7 protein-coding genes and 3 pseudogenes are annotated in these 16,774 nt (G+C 72.0%); 7 read left to right on the top strand and 3 right to left on the bottom strand.

Going from position 1 to position 16,774, the window contains the following annotated elements:
- Nucleotides 1–680 precede the first annotated feature (680 nt).
- A pseudogene (locus tag AC5P09_RS34730) lies at nucleotides 681–1,680 on the bottom strand (glycoside hydrolase family 43 protein).
- Between AC5P09_RS34730 and AC5P09_RS34725 the strand changes: the two are divergent.
- The 4 genes and pseudogenes from AC5P09_RS34725 to AC5P09_RS34710 form a co-directional block, all read left to right on the top strand.
- A pseudogene (locus AC5P09_RS34725) lies at nucleotides 1,643–2,131 on the top strand (endonuclease/exonuclease/phosphatase family protein); the annotation flags it as partial. The pseudogenes AC5P09_RS34730 and AC5P09_RS34725 overlap by 38 nt on opposite strands.
- Nucleotides 2,065–2,601, top strand: a complete 537-nt coding sequence (locus AC5P09_RS34720) for an endonuclease/exonuclease/phosphatase family protein (protein WP_493877686.1) — start codon at nucleotides 2,065–2,067, stop codon at nucleotides 2,599–2,601. The pseudogene AC5P09_RS34725 and the gene AC5P09_RS34720, both read left to right, overlap by 67 nt.
- Before the next feature lie 249 nt (nucleotides 2,602–2,850).
- Nucleotides 2,851–3,054 carry a cold-shock protein gene (locus AC5P09_RS34715; RefSeq protein ID WP_266450516.1) on the top strand — a complete coding sequence of 68 codons (204 nt, stop codon included), beginning with the start codon at nucleotides 2,851–2,853 and terminating at the stop codon, nucleotides 3,052–3,054.
- Between the two features lie 187 nt (nucleotides 3,055–3,241).
- On the top strand, nucleotides 3,242–4,441 hold the full coding sequence (locus AC5P09_RS34710) for a right-handed parallel beta-helix repeat-containing protein (protein WP_493877685.1): 1,200 nt from the start codon (nucleotides 3,242–3,244) through the stop codon (nucleotides 4,439–4,441).
- A 139-nt stretch (nucleotides 4,442–4,580) separates the two neighbouring features.
- On the opposite strand, the gene AC5P09_RS34705 is transcribed toward AC5P09_RS34710, so the two are convergent.
- The gene (locus AC5P09_RS34705) at nucleotides 4,581–6,092 is read right to left on the bottom strand and encodes a tryptophan 7-halogenase (protein WP_493877684.1); all 1,512 of its coding nucleotides are present in this window, start codon (nucleotides 6,090–6,092) and stop codon (nucleotides 4,581–4,583) included.
- Nucleotides 6,089–14,404 (bottom strand): type I polyketide synthase, encoded by an 8,316-nt coding sequence (locus tag AC5P09_RS34700; RefSeq protein WP_493877683.1) that lies wholly within the window; start codon nucleotides 14,402–14,404, stop codon nucleotides 6,089–6,091. Before AC5P09_RS34700 ends, AC5P09_RS34705 begins: the two co-directional genes overlap by 4 nt.
- Nucleotides 14,405–14,600: 196 nt before the next feature.
- On the opposite strand from AC5P09_RS34700, the gene AC5P09_RS34695 reads away from it, so the two are divergent.
- From AC5P09_RS34695 to AC5P09_RS34685, 3 genes and pseudogenes are all read left to right on the top strand, one after another.
- Nucleotides 14,601–15,263 (top strand): NUDIX domain-containing protein, encoded by a 663-nt coding sequence (locus tag AC5P09_RS34695; RefSeq protein WP_266450522.1) that lies wholly within the window; start codon nucleotides 14,601–14,603, stop codon nucleotides 15,261–15,263.
- Between the two features lie 124 nt (nucleotides 15,264–15,387).
- Nucleotides 15,388–16,374, top strand: a complete 987-nt coding sequence (locus tag AC5P09_RS34690; protein ID WP_493877718.1) for an aldo/keto reductase — start codon at nucleotides 15,388–15,390, stop codon at nucleotides 16,372–16,374.
- A gap of 33 nt (nucleotides 16,375–16,407) precedes the next feature.
- A pseudogene (locus AC5P09_RS34685) lies at nucleotides 16,408–16,613 on the top strand (IS5/IS1182 family transposase); the annotation flags it as partial.
- Nucleotides 16,614–16,774 lie beyond the last annotated feature (161 nt).

Below are 16,774 nucleotides of genomic sequence, written 5' to 3'. Positions count from 1 at the left end.
AAGACGGCATCGTCGGGACCGGGCCTTCGCAGGCTGGCGCGTGCCCAGCCTGCTCGCGCCGTTCGCCCCACCGTGCAGCGCCGGAATTGGTACTTGTCGGCGCCGTGTCAGGTACTGGTATCCTCAGCGGCTCGCGTCAGTCTGGTCGGTTGCCCAACGGGGCCACCCGGATGTACGGACGATCGAGGACCGGCCGTTGGTCGCCATCCTCGTGATCGCTGCCACCTACACCCGGGCAGGCCATTGCGTGTTCGCCCACGAGCGGCGGCGGTTCTGCGGCCTTGGCGGCAGCACCGCAAGCTCAGCTGCCGCCAAGGCCGCGCACCGCAACAGATCCTGTGGCTCCGGCACGACACTGCTTGGCCTCCCCGTCCCCCGGGAAGGAGCGTTCGTCAGCGCGCGGGTCGTACCGGCTGTGCCTGGGGCCGGACGGCAAGACTGTCGCGGAGATGGGCGTCCGACGGTGGTCTCTGGCCTCCCCGGAAGACCCTGCGCACCGCGCGCCGGTGCTTCCTTCACATTCGCATTCGGCAGCAAGCAGTGGGTGCCGACCTGGGCGGCGCAATCCGTCCGGCAGCCCTGAACAGCACGCTCGGGGACGCACGTCCTGCCCCCTACCAGCCGGTCTGCCGACAGTGGCAGACCCGCTGGTTGCGTTGGTGCGGCAGGCGATGGCGGCGTCATCCGCCACCGTCCAGGTCGGCGCGTCGGCGGAGCACCCGCAGCTCGTCGCCGAGGAGCTGCATCTCGTACAGCTTTCCCCGCGTTGGCGAAGGGACGGTGCAGGACCATCATCAGCCGGCCGTCGAAGGTTTCGAACAGCATGCCGTGACCGCTGTCGTCGCGGACCAACGGCCGCTGCTGCTGCCAGGGTCCTGTGAGATCGCCGGTCTTCGAGACGGCGTAGGTCTGCACATAGCCGCCGCTCACGGTGCCGTCCTGGCCGGCCGTGTTCTTCTCGTACGTCGACCACAGCATGAGCAGGGAGCCGTCAGGGGTGCGGTACAGCTGCGGGCCGTCGGTGATGTAGGGCGGGAGCTGATGCGGTACGCCGCCGGGTATCTGTTCGCTGATCCAGGACGCGTCCGAGGCCTTGAACAGGAAGATCGGCTCCCCGATCGACCGGGACAGGTCCGGGGCGAGCCGGATCGCCTCCATGGTTCCGTCGATGGTCTGCAGCCACTCGTGCGCGTACACCATCCAGGGCTGCCCGGACGGGTCGACGTAAAGCGTGCCGTCGAGGGTCATGAGGTGCTCGGGCGGGGTGGGGCGCGAGGGGTCGACGGCGGTGAAGGGACCCAGCAGCGAGTCCGAGACGGCCGTGATCGTGCCGCGCATGTAGTTCGGGATCTGGAACGGCGCGCCCCACTGGTTCGGCGGTGGTACCGGGAGCGGCTTGTCCTGGTCGTGCAGCGTGGTGAACAGGTAGTACCTGTCGCCCCATGCGTGCACCTCGGGCGCCCATCCGCCGTCGGTCGCCCAGATCCCCTGTTGCTCGGCGGCCAGGAACACCACGACGGGGCGCGTCCAGTCGCGCAGGTCGTGGCTGCGGTAGACCATCGTGCCGGTGCCGTCCACGCCCGACACGGAAGGGTCGTTGGACGTGTAGAGGTAGTAGGCGCGGGTCTTCTCGTCGGCGACGATGAACGGATCGTGCAGCGGCATGTCGGGAAGCCGCATCAGGTCGGTCTCAGCCACGGCCGAAGAATACGTTGATGTGGTGTCGGCGGAAGCGTTTCTTCTTGTGATGGTGGAGCCTGGCATGCGGGTGGTGACCTGGAACGTCTGGGGCCGTTTCGGGCCCTGGCGCGAACGAGCGCCACGGATCCTGGAGACCTTGGACGAGCTGCGAGCGGACATCGTCTGCCTGCAGGAGGCCTGGAGCACGCACGGCACGACCCAGGCCGACGAGCTGGCCGCGCGGCTCGGTCTGCATGCGGTCTTCGGCCGAAGCCGGATGCCGAGACCGGAGCCGAGACCGGAGCCGAGACCGGAGCCGGGGCCGGATCCGGGCCCGCAGCCGGCCGCCGACGCCCCCGCTCTCGGTCTGGCGGTCCTCGGCCGGTGGCCCGTTCTGGAGTACCGGTTGCACCGGCTGCCGGACGGCCCGGACAGCCCGGACGGCCCCTTGCGCGACCGCGACCCCTCGATGGCTCTCGTCGTCACCTTCGAGCATCCGGCGGGTCCTCTGCAATCGCGACGGCCTGCCCGGACTGGCAGGCGGACCGTGGTGGCGCCCGGCTCGCCCAGACCCGCGGGCTGGCGGCCCTGCTCACCGACCCCGCTCTCGACGGCCCGCTGCCGGTCGTCCTCGCCGCCGATCTCAACGCGCGCCCCGACACACCGGAGCTCCGGCCGCTGGCCCGGGCCTTCGTCGACGCCTGGGCTGCGGCGCGTCCCGGAGAGCCCGGTTTCACCTTCACCACCGGCAACGGCTTCGTCGGGTCCCACGAGTGGCTCGCCGACGGACGGATCGACCACGTCCTCGCCCGCCCGGGCACGCCCGGCCGTGCGGTCACCGTTCAGGCCGCTGCCCTGGCCGGCACCGCTGATCCGGCGCCGTCGGACCACTACGCCGTGGTGGCCGATCTGGGCTGGTGAAGCCGCGGGAGGGCCGGTCGCACCGATCGGGAAAAGAAGAGTTCTGGTGTTCGGGAATGATTCCGGTGGCGGCCCCGTTGTACGAGGCGGTCGCAGTTTTACTTGTGTGTTTGTGTCAGTCGCATGCTCGCAGAGAACGATGTTGCGGGCGCGAAGCTTACCTTCAGGTTGCTGGAGGAGCCGCGTCGTTAACCGGCCGGGGTCTCGCATGGTGCGAGTCCCTCACCCAGCCCCTGTAAGGGAGCAGCAATGACTCAGGGAACCGTCAAGTGGTTCAACGCCGAGAAGGGCTTCGGCTTCATCGCCCAGGCCGAGGGCGGACCGGACGTCTTCGTGCACTACTCGGAGATCGACAGCTCCGGCTTCCGTAGCCTCGAGGAGAACCAGCAGGTCGAGTTCGAGATCGTGCAGGGCCCCAAGGGCCCGCAGGCCTCGCGCGTCCGCCCGCTGTAATCACGCGTCTCCCGGCAGGCCGGACCTGCCGCAGTTGATCGCATGAGGAGGGCCGGCACCAACAGGTGCCGGCCCTCTTTTTTGCGCCGGTTCGGTAATGGAGAGTGCGACCCCGGGGAGGCTGGCTTCTGGTTGACTCTGATCGATTCTGATCAATCAAGAGGATCAATCCAGAGGGGGGATGGGCATGGAGCACACACGAAGACTGTTCATGGGCGGAGCCGCGGCGGGGGTCGTCGCCGTTGCCTCGGGGGCCGGGAGCGCGACGGCGGCGGAGGCGGCCGAACCCGGACCGAACGAGCTCGGCTGGCATGATGTGCGCGCCTACGGGGCCACGGGCGACGGCACCACCGATGACACGGCCGCCATCCAGGCGGCCCTGGACGCCTGCGAGCCGGGCAACACCGTCTATCTGCCCGCGGGCCAGTACCGTACGAGCGAACCGATACGGATACCGCCGTCCGTCACCTTGCAGGGCACCCACGGCTCCGGCGAGAACGAATGGGACGTGAAGAACCCCGAGTTCGGACTGAAGCCGCTGCCGGGGTTCACCGGAGTGGCCGTGGTGCTGATCCTCGACCAGCTGCGGGGCGGCTATCCGCGCCAGGCGCTGGAGCCGAGGATCTTTCAACTGACCATCGACGGCAGCGCGTTGCCCCGCGACGGGGCGGAGGTCGACGGCATCCGGGCCGTCGGTCAGATCCAGCACTTCCAGCTGCGGGACGTCCAGGTGCGCAAGGTCACCGGCGTCGGCATCAACAACACCTTCAACACGGACGTCCCCAAGGGGCCGCAGGCTCCGTTCTGCCTTCACTTCGAACGCGTCTCCGTCCTGTGGTCGGGAAGCTTCGGCATCGCACTCAACAACTGCACGGACTCCGTCCTTCATGACGTGTACGTCCTCGGAGGCGACGGCCCCGGCTGGTGGATCGCAGGCTCGGGCAACTCCAACTTCGTCAGCTGCCGGGCCGAATGGACGGCCAAGGAGGGCTTCCTGCTGCAGGGCTGGACGGGAGTCATCCAGTTCACCGGCTGCTCCACCGACCGCAACGGGTACGACGGCATCAAGGTGGAGAACAAGGACGGCCGGGGCATCCTCCAGCTCAGCGGTTGCCGACTGACCCGCGACGGCCGCAACGGCGGCGTCGGCGGCGGTGGTTACGCCGGGCTGAAGGTGGTCGGCACAACGGCCAAGGTGCTGGCCGACGGGCTGCTCGTCACCGCCGGAAACGACGACGACGGCGCACTGCAGGCCTCCCCGGCGCGCGGGGTCTCCGTGACCAACTCGGCCTACACGGTGGTCAGTTCGGGTTTCCTGGACGGCGTCGAGATCGACTGGCACGACGGTGGCGGCAACGCGCACCTGGTGAAGGGCGCCACGGTCTGACGCACCTCGCGCAGCTGTCGCAGTTGTCCCAGCTGCCGTGAGATCTGCGGTGATGCCATCCCGCGGGGCGCCGGTTCCGGGCGGTCCGCCTCCCGGAACCGCGTGACCGGAACCGGGCGCAGGTCCCGCCCCTGGAGCCTCAGCGGCCGGGATCCACCCACGTGAGCCCGTCCTCCGAGGCCACGAGACCACCGGGGCGTTGCGGGGTCTCGTCCTCCAACGGGCCGCCGAAGACGCCCCGTTCCTGCAGGACCGCACCCTCCTGGAACACCTGGCGGATCGTGGCGGCCTCGAAGAGCGGATTGCGCAGGCCGTCGGAGTCCGGGAGCCGCCCCACGGCCTCGTCGAGTTCCGAGGAGGCGGCCGCGAGCCGGGCGCCCGCCTGCCCGGACTGCCCGGGCCCGCCGAGGGACGCGTCGCCGGAGGCCAGACCGCCCACCAGCTCGACGAACGCCTCCAGTTCGGTGGTGTCGACGTGGGTGACCTTGCGGGCCTTCCAGAAGTACGACCGCTCGTCCTGGTGCATGTCGTAGAAGGAGACCAGGAACTCGTGGAACAGGCCGTACTCGTGCCGGTAGCGGGCCTCGAACTCGTCGAAGAGGCGGCTCTCGTCCGGCGCCCCGGCGAGGCCGCTGTTGATGGAGCGGGCCGCGAGCAGGGCGCCGTACGTGGCGAGGTGCACTCCGGAGGACAGGACCGGGTCCACGAAGCAGGCCGCGTCGCCGACCAGCACCATGCCGGGCCGCCACAGCCGGGTCTTCCAGTACGACCAGTCCTTGCGGACGCGCACCTGGTCGTAGGGCGCCTCGGTGGCCTGCGGAACGCCGGGGAGGAGGTCGCGGACCTCGGGGCACGAGTCGATCAGCCGGTGCCAGGCCGTCACCGGGTCCCGCTGGATCGCGGCGGCGCTCTCCCGGCTCACCACCGCTCCGACGCTCGTGAGGTCGTCCCGGAGCGGGATGTACCAGAGCCAGCCCTCGTCGAAGGCGGCGCAGAAGATGTTGCCGTCGTTCGGTTCCGGGAGCCGCGCGCCTCCGGCGAAGTAGCCGAACACCGCGATGTTCCGGAAGAAGTCGGAGTACGTCCGGCTGCCGCCGACCTCGCCGTGGATCCTGCTGCCGTTGCCGGAGGCGTCCACGACGTAACGGGCCCGGGCCTCGCGGATCTCTCCTGAAGGGCCGGTCCAGTTGACGCCCCGGACGCGTTCCTCGTCGGCGAGCACGCACTTGACGCGGCAGCCCTCCCGTACGTCCACGCCGACCCGGCGGGCGTTGTCCAGGAGGATCTTGTCGAACCGGGACCGCTCGACCTGGTAGGCGAAGGAGGTCGGGTCGGCCAGCCGGGGAGACAGCGCGAAGGAGAACTGCCACGGCTCCGGGTTCCGGCCCCAGCGGAAGGTTCCGCCGCGCTTCGTCTTGAAGCCCGCCCGCGCCACCTCCTCCTCGACGCCCAGGATCCGGCACACCCCGTGCACGGTGGACGGGAGCAGCGACTCGCCGATCTGGTAGCGGGGGAACGTCTGCTGCTCCAGCAGCAGGACACGGTGGCCCCGCAGGGCGACGGCCGTGGCGGCGGTCGACCCGGCCGGGCCGCCGCCCACGACGACGACGTCGAACTCCTCGACCGCCGTCCGCTCATCGGTGGGGTTCACTGTTCTCCTTCTGCGGTCGGCGCCGGCGTCGGCGTCGCCGGCGGCGGAGCGTCCGGAGCGTCCGTGCGGCCGAGAGAGTCGATCCAGGTGCGGACGGCCGCCGCCGTGGTCAGGGTGTGGTCCTGCATGAACGAGAAGTGGTCGCCGGGAACGTCGACGTGGGCGTGCGGCAGCGGCCAGGACGTCCGCCACTCGTCGGGGTCCGCGCTCGCCACCATCTCGGGCGTCGGCTGCGTGGCCCGTACCAGCAGGGTCGGAGTGCCGACCGGTTCCGGATCCCAGTCGAGGAACATGCGGGTGTACGCGCCCAGCGCCGCCACCCCGGTGTCCTCGTCCCCGGTGAACTGGTTGCCGCCCAGGCGCGGCGCGATGACGGCCGGCAGGGACAGCAGCCAGTCCTTGTCGCTGTTGCCCTCGTTGATGAGGTACGTGTCGAGCAGCACCTGGCCGACGGGAGCCCTCCCCATGGCTTCGAGCCGCCGGGTCACGGTGTGAGCGACGGCGCCCCCGGTGCTCACGCCCACGACCGCGAAGGGCCGGTCGCCGACGTGCCGCAGCACCGTCTCCGCGTGGGTCCTGGCGAGCGTGTCCCGGTCGGCCGGTACGGCAGGGCCCGCCCCGATGCCCGGGTGCGGGAGTTCGAGGACGTCCCGCTCGCCCTGGAAGTGAGCGTGGAACCGGGCGAATTCACCACCCGGGGCCGCGAAGGGCGGGTGGTATCCGGTGAAGAAGACCAGCACCGGACGCTCCCCGGAGCCCTCGGCGCGCTGCAGCGGAGGCAGGGCGTGCTTCCGGCTGTCGGCCTGGTCGAAGGTCGGCACCGCCCAGGACGCCGTGACCAGCATGTGCATCGCGGCTACCACCTGACCGGCCTCGCAGACCCGCCGGTAGAGAGAGGACAGGGTCTGCGCGGGTCGGTCGTCCGCCGATGCGCGGTCCGGGCCCTGGCCGGGGTCCGGTGCGGCCTCGGGCAGGTCGTCGAGCAGACCGAGGACGTGGCGGGCCAGTCCCTGGGCCGTCGGGTGCTCGAACACCACGGCGGCGGACAGCCGTAGCCGCAGGGCCATGCTCAGCCGGTTGCGGACCTGGACCGCCATCAGCGAGTCGAAGCCCAGCTCGGCGAAGGACTTGCCGGCCGGAAGCGCGTCCGTGCTCGGGTATCCGAGCACCGCCGCCACGTCGGCGCTCATCAACTCCGCGAGTTTCTCCTCCCGTTGGGCGGCGGGCAGCTCGGACAGCACCTTGCGCCAGGCTCCCGGCTCCCAGGTCTGTTCCGTACCGGGCGCGGAACCGGTACTGGCATCCCCGGTGCCGGCGGCAGGCCTGCGCGGGCGCAGCAGTCCGTGCAGGAGCGGCGGCAGGGGCCCTCGGGCGGACCGGAGGGCGTCCCGGTCCAGCAGGATCGGCGCCAGCACGGGCTCGCCCGCGCCGAGCGCAGCGTCGAACAGTGCCAGGCCCTGTTGCACGGAGACCGCCCGGAGCACGTCACCGGTACGTCGGCTCGTGGCGCCCGCACCGGCCATGCCGCCCCCGTGCTCCCACGGCCCCCACGCCAAGGACACGGCAGGCAGGCCCAGTTGGGTGCGGTGGCGGGCCAGGGCGTCCAGGAAGGAGTTCGCCGCCGCGTAGTTGCCCTGACCGGCGCGACCGAGCAGGCCGGACACCGAGGAGAACAGGACGAACGCCGACAGATCCAGATCCCGGGTCAGCTCGTGCAGATGCCAGGCCGCGTCCGCCTTGGGCCGGAGCACCGCGGCCATCCGCTCGGGAGTCAGCGCCGCCAGCACGCCGTCGTCCAGTACCCCGGCGGCATGCACCACGGCGGTCAGCGCGGGCGCGCAGCCCTTGACCACCTCGGCCAGCGCGGCGCGATCACCCGCGTCACAGGCCACGATCCGCACCTCGGCGCCCAACTCCTCCAAGCTGCGGCGCAGTTCCTCGGCGTTCGGCGCCTGGGGCCCCTGACGCCCGGTGAGCAGCAGGTGCCGTACGCCGTGTGAGGCGACGAGATGGCGGGCGAGTTCCGCGCCCAGCGCACCGGTACCGCCGGTGATCAGGACCGTGCCGTCGGGGCCGAAGGCATCGCTTGAGGTGGGGAGTTCATCGAGGCCGACGAGACGCGGCACCGACAACTGCCCACTCCTTACCGCGAGTTGAGTCTCTCCGGTGGCCACCGCCGCCGGAAGCAGCCGCAGCGACTCGGGCCGACCGTCCACGTCGACGAGCACGACGCGTCCGGGCAGCTCCGCCTGTGCGGCACGCACCAGCCCCCATACGGCCGCCCCGGCCGGATCCGGGTCCGGCGCGGTGGCGTCTCGCGTCACGACCACCATGCGGGAGCCCGCCGTCCGTGGGTCGTCCTGCCAGTCCTGGAGGGTACGGAGCACCCTGCCGGTCAGCAGGTGGACGGCGGCCAGCGGATCGGCATCCGTCACCGGGCCGCCGACAGCCGTGACGACGACGGTGTCCGGCTCGGGAGCCCCGGCACCCAAGGTGTCGGGCAGCAGCCCGCCGAGATCCAGGTCGTCCGGGCCCGCGAGCTCCCAGCACCCGGTGTCCACCCGATGCCGCTCACCGCCGGGCGGCTCGACGGTGGTCCACTCGGGGCGCAGCAGGGCGCGTCGGACCACCTCGGCCGCCGGCAGGGCCGTATCGGCCGGGAGTTCCCGGGTGGTCAGGGAGTCCACCCGCGCCACCGGGCGCCCGGTCGGGTCGGCGAGGATCACGGAGACCGTGTCCGTCCCGCCCGGGACGACCCGTACGCGTACCTCCGACGCGCCGGCCGCGTACAGGCGTACGCCGTTCCACGCGAACGGCACCCGGAGCGCGTCGGACTCGGGTGCGGAGCCCGCGAGCAGCGGGGCGTGCAGTGCCGCGTCCACCAGCGCCGGGTGGAGGCCGAACCGGTCGGCGGACGCCAACTCCGCTTGAGACAGGCGGACTTCGGCGAACAGCTCGTCGCCGCGCCGCCAGACCGCCCGTACGCCCCGGAAGGCCGGTCCGTAGGCGAGGCCGCCGTCCGCGAGACTGTCGTACGCGCCGTCGAGATCGACCTCGGTCGCGCCCTGCGGCGGCCACACCGCGAGCTCCGGCTCCGGCGGAGCGGTCTCCGTCCCGCCGAGTACCCCGGTGGCGTGCCGGGTCCAGGCGGGTTCGGCGTCGTCCGCGGCGGGCCGGGCGTAGATGTCGACCGGGCGCCGGCCTTCGTCGGCCGCGCCCACGACGACCTGGACGCGTACGCCCGTGGCCGCGGGAAGGATCAGCGGCGTCAGGACGACGAGTTCGTCGAGCACGCCGCAGCCGACCTCGTCGCCCGCCCGTACGGCCATCTCCACGAACGCGGTCGCCGGGACCAGGCCGGTACCGCCGATCACATGGTCGGCGAGCCACGGGTGGGTCGCGGCGGAGAGCAGACCGGGGAACACCGTCCGGTCGGTGTCCGGCACGGCGAACGCCGGGCCCAGCAGCGGGTGTTCGCCGGGGTTCGCGGCGGGGCCGGGGGTGCGCGGCGCGTCCAGCCAGTACCGCCGGCGCTGGAAGGCGTACGTCGGCAGGTCCACCCGCCGCGCACCGGTGCCCGCGAACACCGCGGGCCAGTCGACGCGCGCCCCGCGCACCTGCAGCCGGGCCACGGCGGACAGCAGCGTCTTGGGCTCGTGCTCGCCGCCACGCGTCGCCGCGGCGCACAGGGGCGCCGGGCCCTCGGCGTCCGACCCGGTCAGACAGTCCTCGGCCGCGGCGGTGAGCGCGGGACCGGGGCCGACCTCCAGGAACGCCGACACCCCGTGGTCCCCGAGCCATCGCACGGCGTCGCCGAACCGCACCGGCAGGCGGGCGTGCCGTACCCAGTACTCCGGCGAACACAGCTCCCCGGGCTCGGCCAGGCGGCCCGACACGGCCGAGACCACCGGGATCCGCGGCGGCCGGAAGGACAGCCCCTCGGCGACACGGCGGAAGTCGTCGAGCATCGGTTCCACCAGCGGCGAGTGGAAGGCATGGCCGACCCGCAGACGTACGGTCCTTCGACCACGCGCCTCGAACCCGGCCGCGACGGCGAGTACCGCGTCCCGGACGCCCGAGATCACCACGGAACGCGGCCCGTTGACGGAGGCGATCGCCACCCGGTCGCTCGGGCCGCCGAACTCCGGTAGCGCGGCGAGCACCTCCTCCTCCGTCGCGTGCAGCGCCACCATCGCCCCGCCCTCGGGCAGGGCGTGCATCAACCGGCCCCGGGCCGCGACGAGTTCCGCCGCGTCGGCCAGGTCCAGCACTCCGGCGACATGGGCCGCCGCCAGCTCCCCCACGGAGTGGCCGGCCAGGAAGTCGGCGCGCACGTCCCAGGACTCCAGCAGCCGGAACAGGGCCACCTCGAAGGCGAACAGACCGGCCTGGGTGAAGTCGGTACGGTCGAGCAGGGCGGCCTCCGGCGAACCGGGCCCGGCGGACAGCACCGTGTCCAGCGGTCGCTGGAGACGCCCGTCCAATTCGCTGCAGACCTCGTCGAAGGCCGAGCCGAAAGCGGGGAACGCGGCGCGCAACTCCGCGCCCATCTGCACCCGTTGAGCACCCTGACCGGTGAACAGGAAGGCCGTACGGACACCGGGATCCGCGACGGCCCGCCCCGCGCCCGTGCCGTCGGCGAGCGCCTCCAGCGCGGCGAGCATCCTCGCCCGGTCGCCGGACGGCACCATTGCCCGGTGGGGGAGCGGCGACCTCGACACGGCGAGGGTGAAGCCGACGTCGGTCGCGGACAGGTCGGGGTGTTTCGCCAAGTGGGCTGCCAGACGGTCGGCTTGGGCCCGTAGGGCGCCCTCGTCGGCGCCGGAGAGCAGCCAGGGCAGGGGCAGCTCTTCGGCGGTCGATCCTGTGTGGGGTGGCCGTGGAACCTTGCGCGCGTGGGGTGGCCGTGGAGCCTCGCCTGTACTGGGCGGGCGCGGAATCTCCCTCGTACGGGGTGGCCGTGGGGCCTCGCTCGTACGGGGTGGCCGTGGGGCCTCGCTCGTACGGGGTGGCCGTGGGGCCTCGCTCGTACGGGGCGGCCGTGGAGCCTCCTCCAGGATCACGTGCGCGTTGGTCCCGCCGATACCGAAGGCCGAGACGCCGGCCCGGCGCGGCCCGGTGTCCGTGGCGGGCCACGGGCGGGCCTCGGTCAGCAGTTCCACCCGGCCCGCCGACCAGTCGACGTGCGGGGTGGGTGTCTGTGCGTGCAGCGTGCGCGGGAGCTCCTCGTGCCGCATGGCCTGCACCATCTTGATGACCCCGGCGACACCGGCGGCCGCCTGGGTGTGCCCGAGGTTGGACTTGACCGAGCCCAGCCACAGCGGAGGCCGGTCCGCGGCCCGTTCCTTGCCGTAGGCGGCGAGCAGGGCCCGCGCCTCGACGGGGTCGCCGAGCGTGGTGCCCGTGCCGTGCGCCTCCACCGCGTCCAGGTCGTCCGCGCGGAGCCCGGCGTCGGCCAACGCCAGGGTGATCAGCCGCTGTTGGGCCTGGCCGTTGGGGGCCGTGAGGCCGTTGGACGCGCCGTCCGAGTTGACGGCGGAGCCGCGCAGCACGGCGAGCACCGGGTGGCCGTTGCGCCGGGCGTCGGACAGCCGCTCCAGCAGGACCAGTCCCGCGCCCTCGCCCCAGGCGGTGCCGTCCGCCGAGGCCGAGAACGACTTGCAGCGGCCGTCGGGGGAGAGGCCGCGCTGGCGGCTGAACGCGGTGAACGGCTTGGGCGTCGCCATCACCGTGACCCCGCCGGCCAGGGCCAGGGAGCACTCCCCGGAGCGCAGGGCCTTCGCCGCCCAGTGCAGCGCCACCAGCGAGGAGGAGCACGCGGTGTCGACCGTGATCGACGGCCCGCGCAGGCCGTACACGTACGAGATCCGGCCCGAGGCCACGCTGCCGGCCGAGCCCAGCGCCAGATGGGCCTCCAGCTCGCTCCGGGTCAGGCGGGCGGAGTAGTCGCCGTGCATCACACCGACGAACACGCCCGTGTCGCTCTCACGCATCGCCGCCGGGGCAATGCCTGCCCGCTCCCAGACCTCCCACGAGGTTTCCAGCAGCAGCCGCTGCTGCGGGTCCATCGCCAGCGCCTCGCGCGGCGAGATCCCGAACAGGCCCGCGTCGAACTCCGCGGCCCGGTGCAGGAATCCGCCGCTGCGGGTGTACGAGGTACCGATGCGGTCCGGGTCGGGGTCGTACAGAGCGGCCAGGTCCCAGCCCCGGTCGGTGGGGAAGCCGGAGATCGCGTCCCGGCCCTCCGACACCAGCCGCCAGAGGTCCTCGGGGGAGTGCACGTCACCGGGATAGCGGCAGCCCATGGCGACGATCACCACGGGATCGTCCGTGCGCGCTTCCGCGGCCGAGGGCGCCGGGACGGTGGGCACCGGCGTGAAGAGGGTGCTGTGCACGTGCTCGGCCAGGGCCGCCGGGGTGGGGTGGTCGAAGACCAGCGTCGAGGGGAGCCGCAGGCCAGTCGCCCCGCCGAGCCGTTCGATCAGCGTGACAGCGCCGGCGGAGGTCAGCCCGAGATCACTGAAGGGGCTGTTGGCGTCGAGCTGTTCGTACGTTCCGCTGCCGACCCGTTCGTACGGTCCGCCGCAGACCGCGGCCGTCTCCGCGAGCACCGCCTCGCGCAGCGCGCGTTCCAGGCCCTCGGGCGGCAGGGACAGCAGCCGCCGGCGCAGGGCTCCGTCGGCGGCTGTCGCTGTCGCTGCTGCCGGGGAGAGCGGGGCCGGCCGGGCCAGATCCGGCAGGACCGCGTGGCGGGCGATCTTGCCGGACGCCGTCCGCGGAACGGCCGCGATCTCGCGGATCTCGACGGGCAGCTTGTAGTCGGCCAACCGGGCGCGGCACGCGGCCAGCACCCGCCGCGGCTCGAACCCGTCCGGTCCCGGTACGACGTAGGCCACCGGGACCTCGCCGAGGACGTCGTGCGGCATGCCCACCACCACCGCGTCCCGCACACCGGGACAGTCCAGCAGGGCTTGCTCGACCTCCGTCGGGTGGATGTTCTCCCCGCCGCGGATGATCAGCTCGCTGACCCGGCCGGTCAGCGTGAGATGGCCGTGTTCGACGCGTCGGCCGAGGTCACCGGTGCGGTACCAGCCGCCCCGCAGCGCGGCCTCCGTCGCCTCGGCCTGGTTGTGGTACCCGGTCATCAGGCTCGGCCCGCGCGCCCAGATCTCGCCCTCGTCGCCGTCCGCGACATCGTTGCCAGAGCCGGGATCGACGAGCCGTACGTCCATGCCCGGGACCGGCGGACCGCAGGACCCGTCGACCCGCGGCCCGTCCGGCCGGTTCACCGCGATCATGCCGCAGGTCTCGGTGCTGCCGTACGCGTCGAGCAGCGGCGCCCCCAGCAGGTCACCCACGGCCCGTCGCAGGTCCGGCGAGCTCGGGGCGCCCGCCACGACACACGTCCGCAGAGGAGGTAGGGCCGGCAGGGGCGAGGGGTCCTCGGCCGCAGACGCCACCAGCTGGTGGTAGACGGCGGGCACACCCGCCAGCACGGTGTAGGAGCCGCCGAGGGCTTCGTGAGGTGTCCGCAGCTCTCGCAACAGGCCGCCGGGCGGCAGGAGTTCGCCGGTGATCCGGGCGCTCGCGCCGACGGCGGTGACCCCCAGGATCGCCAGCGAGTGCCCGAAGCTGTGGAACAGCGGGAGCGGCCACAGCAGCCGGTCCTCGGGCGAGAGCCCGAAGATCGGGGCGTAACAGGCCGCCACCGACCACAGGGCCGCGCGCTGCGTGGACAGCACGCCCTTGGGGCGGTGGGTGGTCCCGGAGGTGTAGAGCATCCAGGCCGGCTCGTCGAGCCCGAGGTCGTCCCGGGGCGGTTCGGAGTGCTCGGTCTCGGCCTCGGTCTCGGCCGCGTCCGCGAAGAGGACCGTGCCCTCGGGAGCGTCCTCCGGGACCGGTCCCGTGCCGGTGAGCAGGACACGCGTACGGCGATGACCGGGGGCCACGCGGTCCAGTCGGGCGAGGTGCGCGGGGTCGGTGACGACCACCGAAGCATCGCTGTCCGCCAGGAAATGGCCGAGCTCGGCGTCGGAGGACCGAGGATTGAGCGGCACACCGACCGCCCCGGCCCGGACGGTGGCGAGCACGCTCTCCACCATCTCCACGCAGTTGCCCAGACAGATCGCGACCCGGTCCCCGCGCCGCACTCCCGCCCGGGCGAGATGGGCGGCCAGCCGGCCGGTGCGCCGCTCCAGCTCGGCATAGGTGACACCGCGTACGTCGTCGACGTACGCCACACGTAACGGCCACTTCTCGGCGTGGTCCTTCAGCAGCTCCGGCAGCGGCCGGATCAGCTCGTCGCGCGTCATGTACCCACCCCTCCGGCACGTGTCGCAGCACGGCCGACGTCAAACCCCTTGCAGAACAACGTGGTTGAGCCTACGGGCAGGCCAGGCGGATGATCGAGGATTCCGGCGACCGGCGTTGCGGAACGTCCTGGCGGTGCCGGATGGTAAAAGCAGGCATGACCAACTTGCACTCTCCCTCCTCCTCGGCGGGTGTCCGATGACCGCCGGAATCGACACCCCCGACCGCCGGGGCCGCACCGGACTCGACCGCACCGGCAGGGACCTCACCGGCAACCCGCGGGTCAGGGTGCGGGACGTGACCCTCCTGTCCAGCTATTGGTACGTCGAGCGCACCACGACGTTCGACTTCCAACACGCCGACGGCACCTGGAGCACCCAGGAGCGCGAGACGCACGACCGCGGCAACGGGGCCACCATGCTGCTGTACGACGCCGAACGCGAAACCGTGCTGCTCACACGCCAGTTCCGCTTCCCGGTCTACGTCAACGGCCACCCCGACGGCCTGCTGGTCGAGACCCCGGGCGGACTGCTCGACGACGAGGACGAGCACCCCGAGATCGCCGTACGCCGCGAGGTCGTCGAGGAGACCGGCCACACCATCGGCGACGTCCAGCACGTCTTCGACGTCTACATGAGCCCGGGCTCGGTCACCGAACGCGTCAGCTTCTACGCCGCCACCTACGGCCCCTCGACCCACACCCACGAGGGTGGCGGCCTGGACGAGGAGGGCGAGGACATCGAGATCCTCGAACTGCCCTTCCGCCGGGCCCTGGAGATGATCCGCACCGGAGAGATCGCCGACGCGAAGACGATCATGCTGCTGCAGTGGGCGGCACTGGAGGGCCCGTTCAGCAAGTAGGACCGGTAGGACAGGTACGACCGGTAGGACCCGGCAGGACCGACCCCTTGACTTGAAGTGCGCTTCAAGCTGAAGACTCCCGTTCGTGCCCGAGCACCTGGCCGGGCCCGAACGGGAGGACACCATGAAGTACCGCACCATCGGCAGCGCCCCGAACAACCGCCGCAAGGTGAGCGTGCTCGCCCTCGGCGCGATGCTCTTCGGCTCCCGGACCGACGAGGAGACCTCCTTCGCCGTGCTCGACCGCTACGTCGAGGCCGGCGGGAACTTCATCGACACGTCCGACAACTACGCCTTCTGGGCCGACGGCAGCCAGGGCGGCCAGAGCGAGGAACTCCTCGGCCGCTGGCGGCGCAGCCGCGGCATCGGCGACGACATCGTCATCGCCACCAAGCTCGGCGCCCGCCCCCTCGCCCCCGGCACGAGCTACGTAGACAACGCGGAGGGCCTGTCGGCGAAGGTGATCCGCGAGTCGGCCGAACGCAGCCGCGAGCGCCTCGGCGTCGAGAAGCTGGACCTGCTCTACGCCCACATCGAGGACCACACCGTCCCCCTGGAGGAGACCGTCGAAGGCTTCGCCTCCCTGGTCGCGGAGGACACGGTCGGCCTGCTCGGCGTCAGCAACCACGCCGTCTGGCGAGTGGAACGGGCCCGCGCGCTGGCGGCCGCCGCCGGCCTGCCGGGCTACGAGGTGCTCCAGTACGAGCACAGTTACCTCCGGCCCCGGACCGATATACCGGGCGATCTCTTCCCCGACGGCACGCTGGGCGCGGCGGGACCGGACCTGCTCAGCTACTTGAGGGCCGAGCCCGGCATGGCCCTGGTCGCCTACTCACCCCTCCTGAAGGGCACATACGTGCGCCCCGACCGACCGCTTCTGCCGGGTTACGACCACCCGGGTACCCCGGCCCGCCTCGCGGTCCTGCGCGAGGTGGCCAGGGCAACCGGCGCGACCGTCAACCAGGTTGTCCTGGCCTGGCAGATGGGCGGGGAACTGCCGATCATTCCCTTGGTCGGGGTGTCGTCGGTGGCACAACTGGAGGAGAACCTGGCAGCGGTGGAGCTGGAGCTGACAGGGGAGCAGCGGGGGCGGTTGGACGGGGTGCGCTGAGGGCGGCCCTGCATCCTTCACCGGGGCCCGCCGGTCACCCGCCAGGGTGACCGCCGGGCCTGCCGCCGGCTGCCACCGCACCGACGCGCGCTGGTCGGCCTGGTGTACCTGTGCAAGCACGACACCCTCGCGCACCACGCAGCAGTATCTCGATCGGCACCACCCACGCCGCTGCAGTGGTGGATCTGCTCGGCGCTCGCGCGCCTGGCCTCCTCAAAGCGGTGGGTGAGACGATCCCGGCCACGTCCCGTTGGGCGGCACGCCGGCCCCTGGGTGACGACGGGGCTCGAACGCAACCGGCCCGGAACTTTCCCCGAGGTGTTCAGCTAGTGTCTCGTGATTCTGTTTGTGGAACCTGAGGCGTCCGTGACCGTTGAGTCAGGTATGAATCTCTCCTCTG

This window comes from Streptomyces sp. a15, assembly GCF_059026085.1.
The sequence above is the reverse complement of the archived record's forward strand: the minus strand, read 5'-3'. Positions and strand labels throughout refer to the sequence as shown.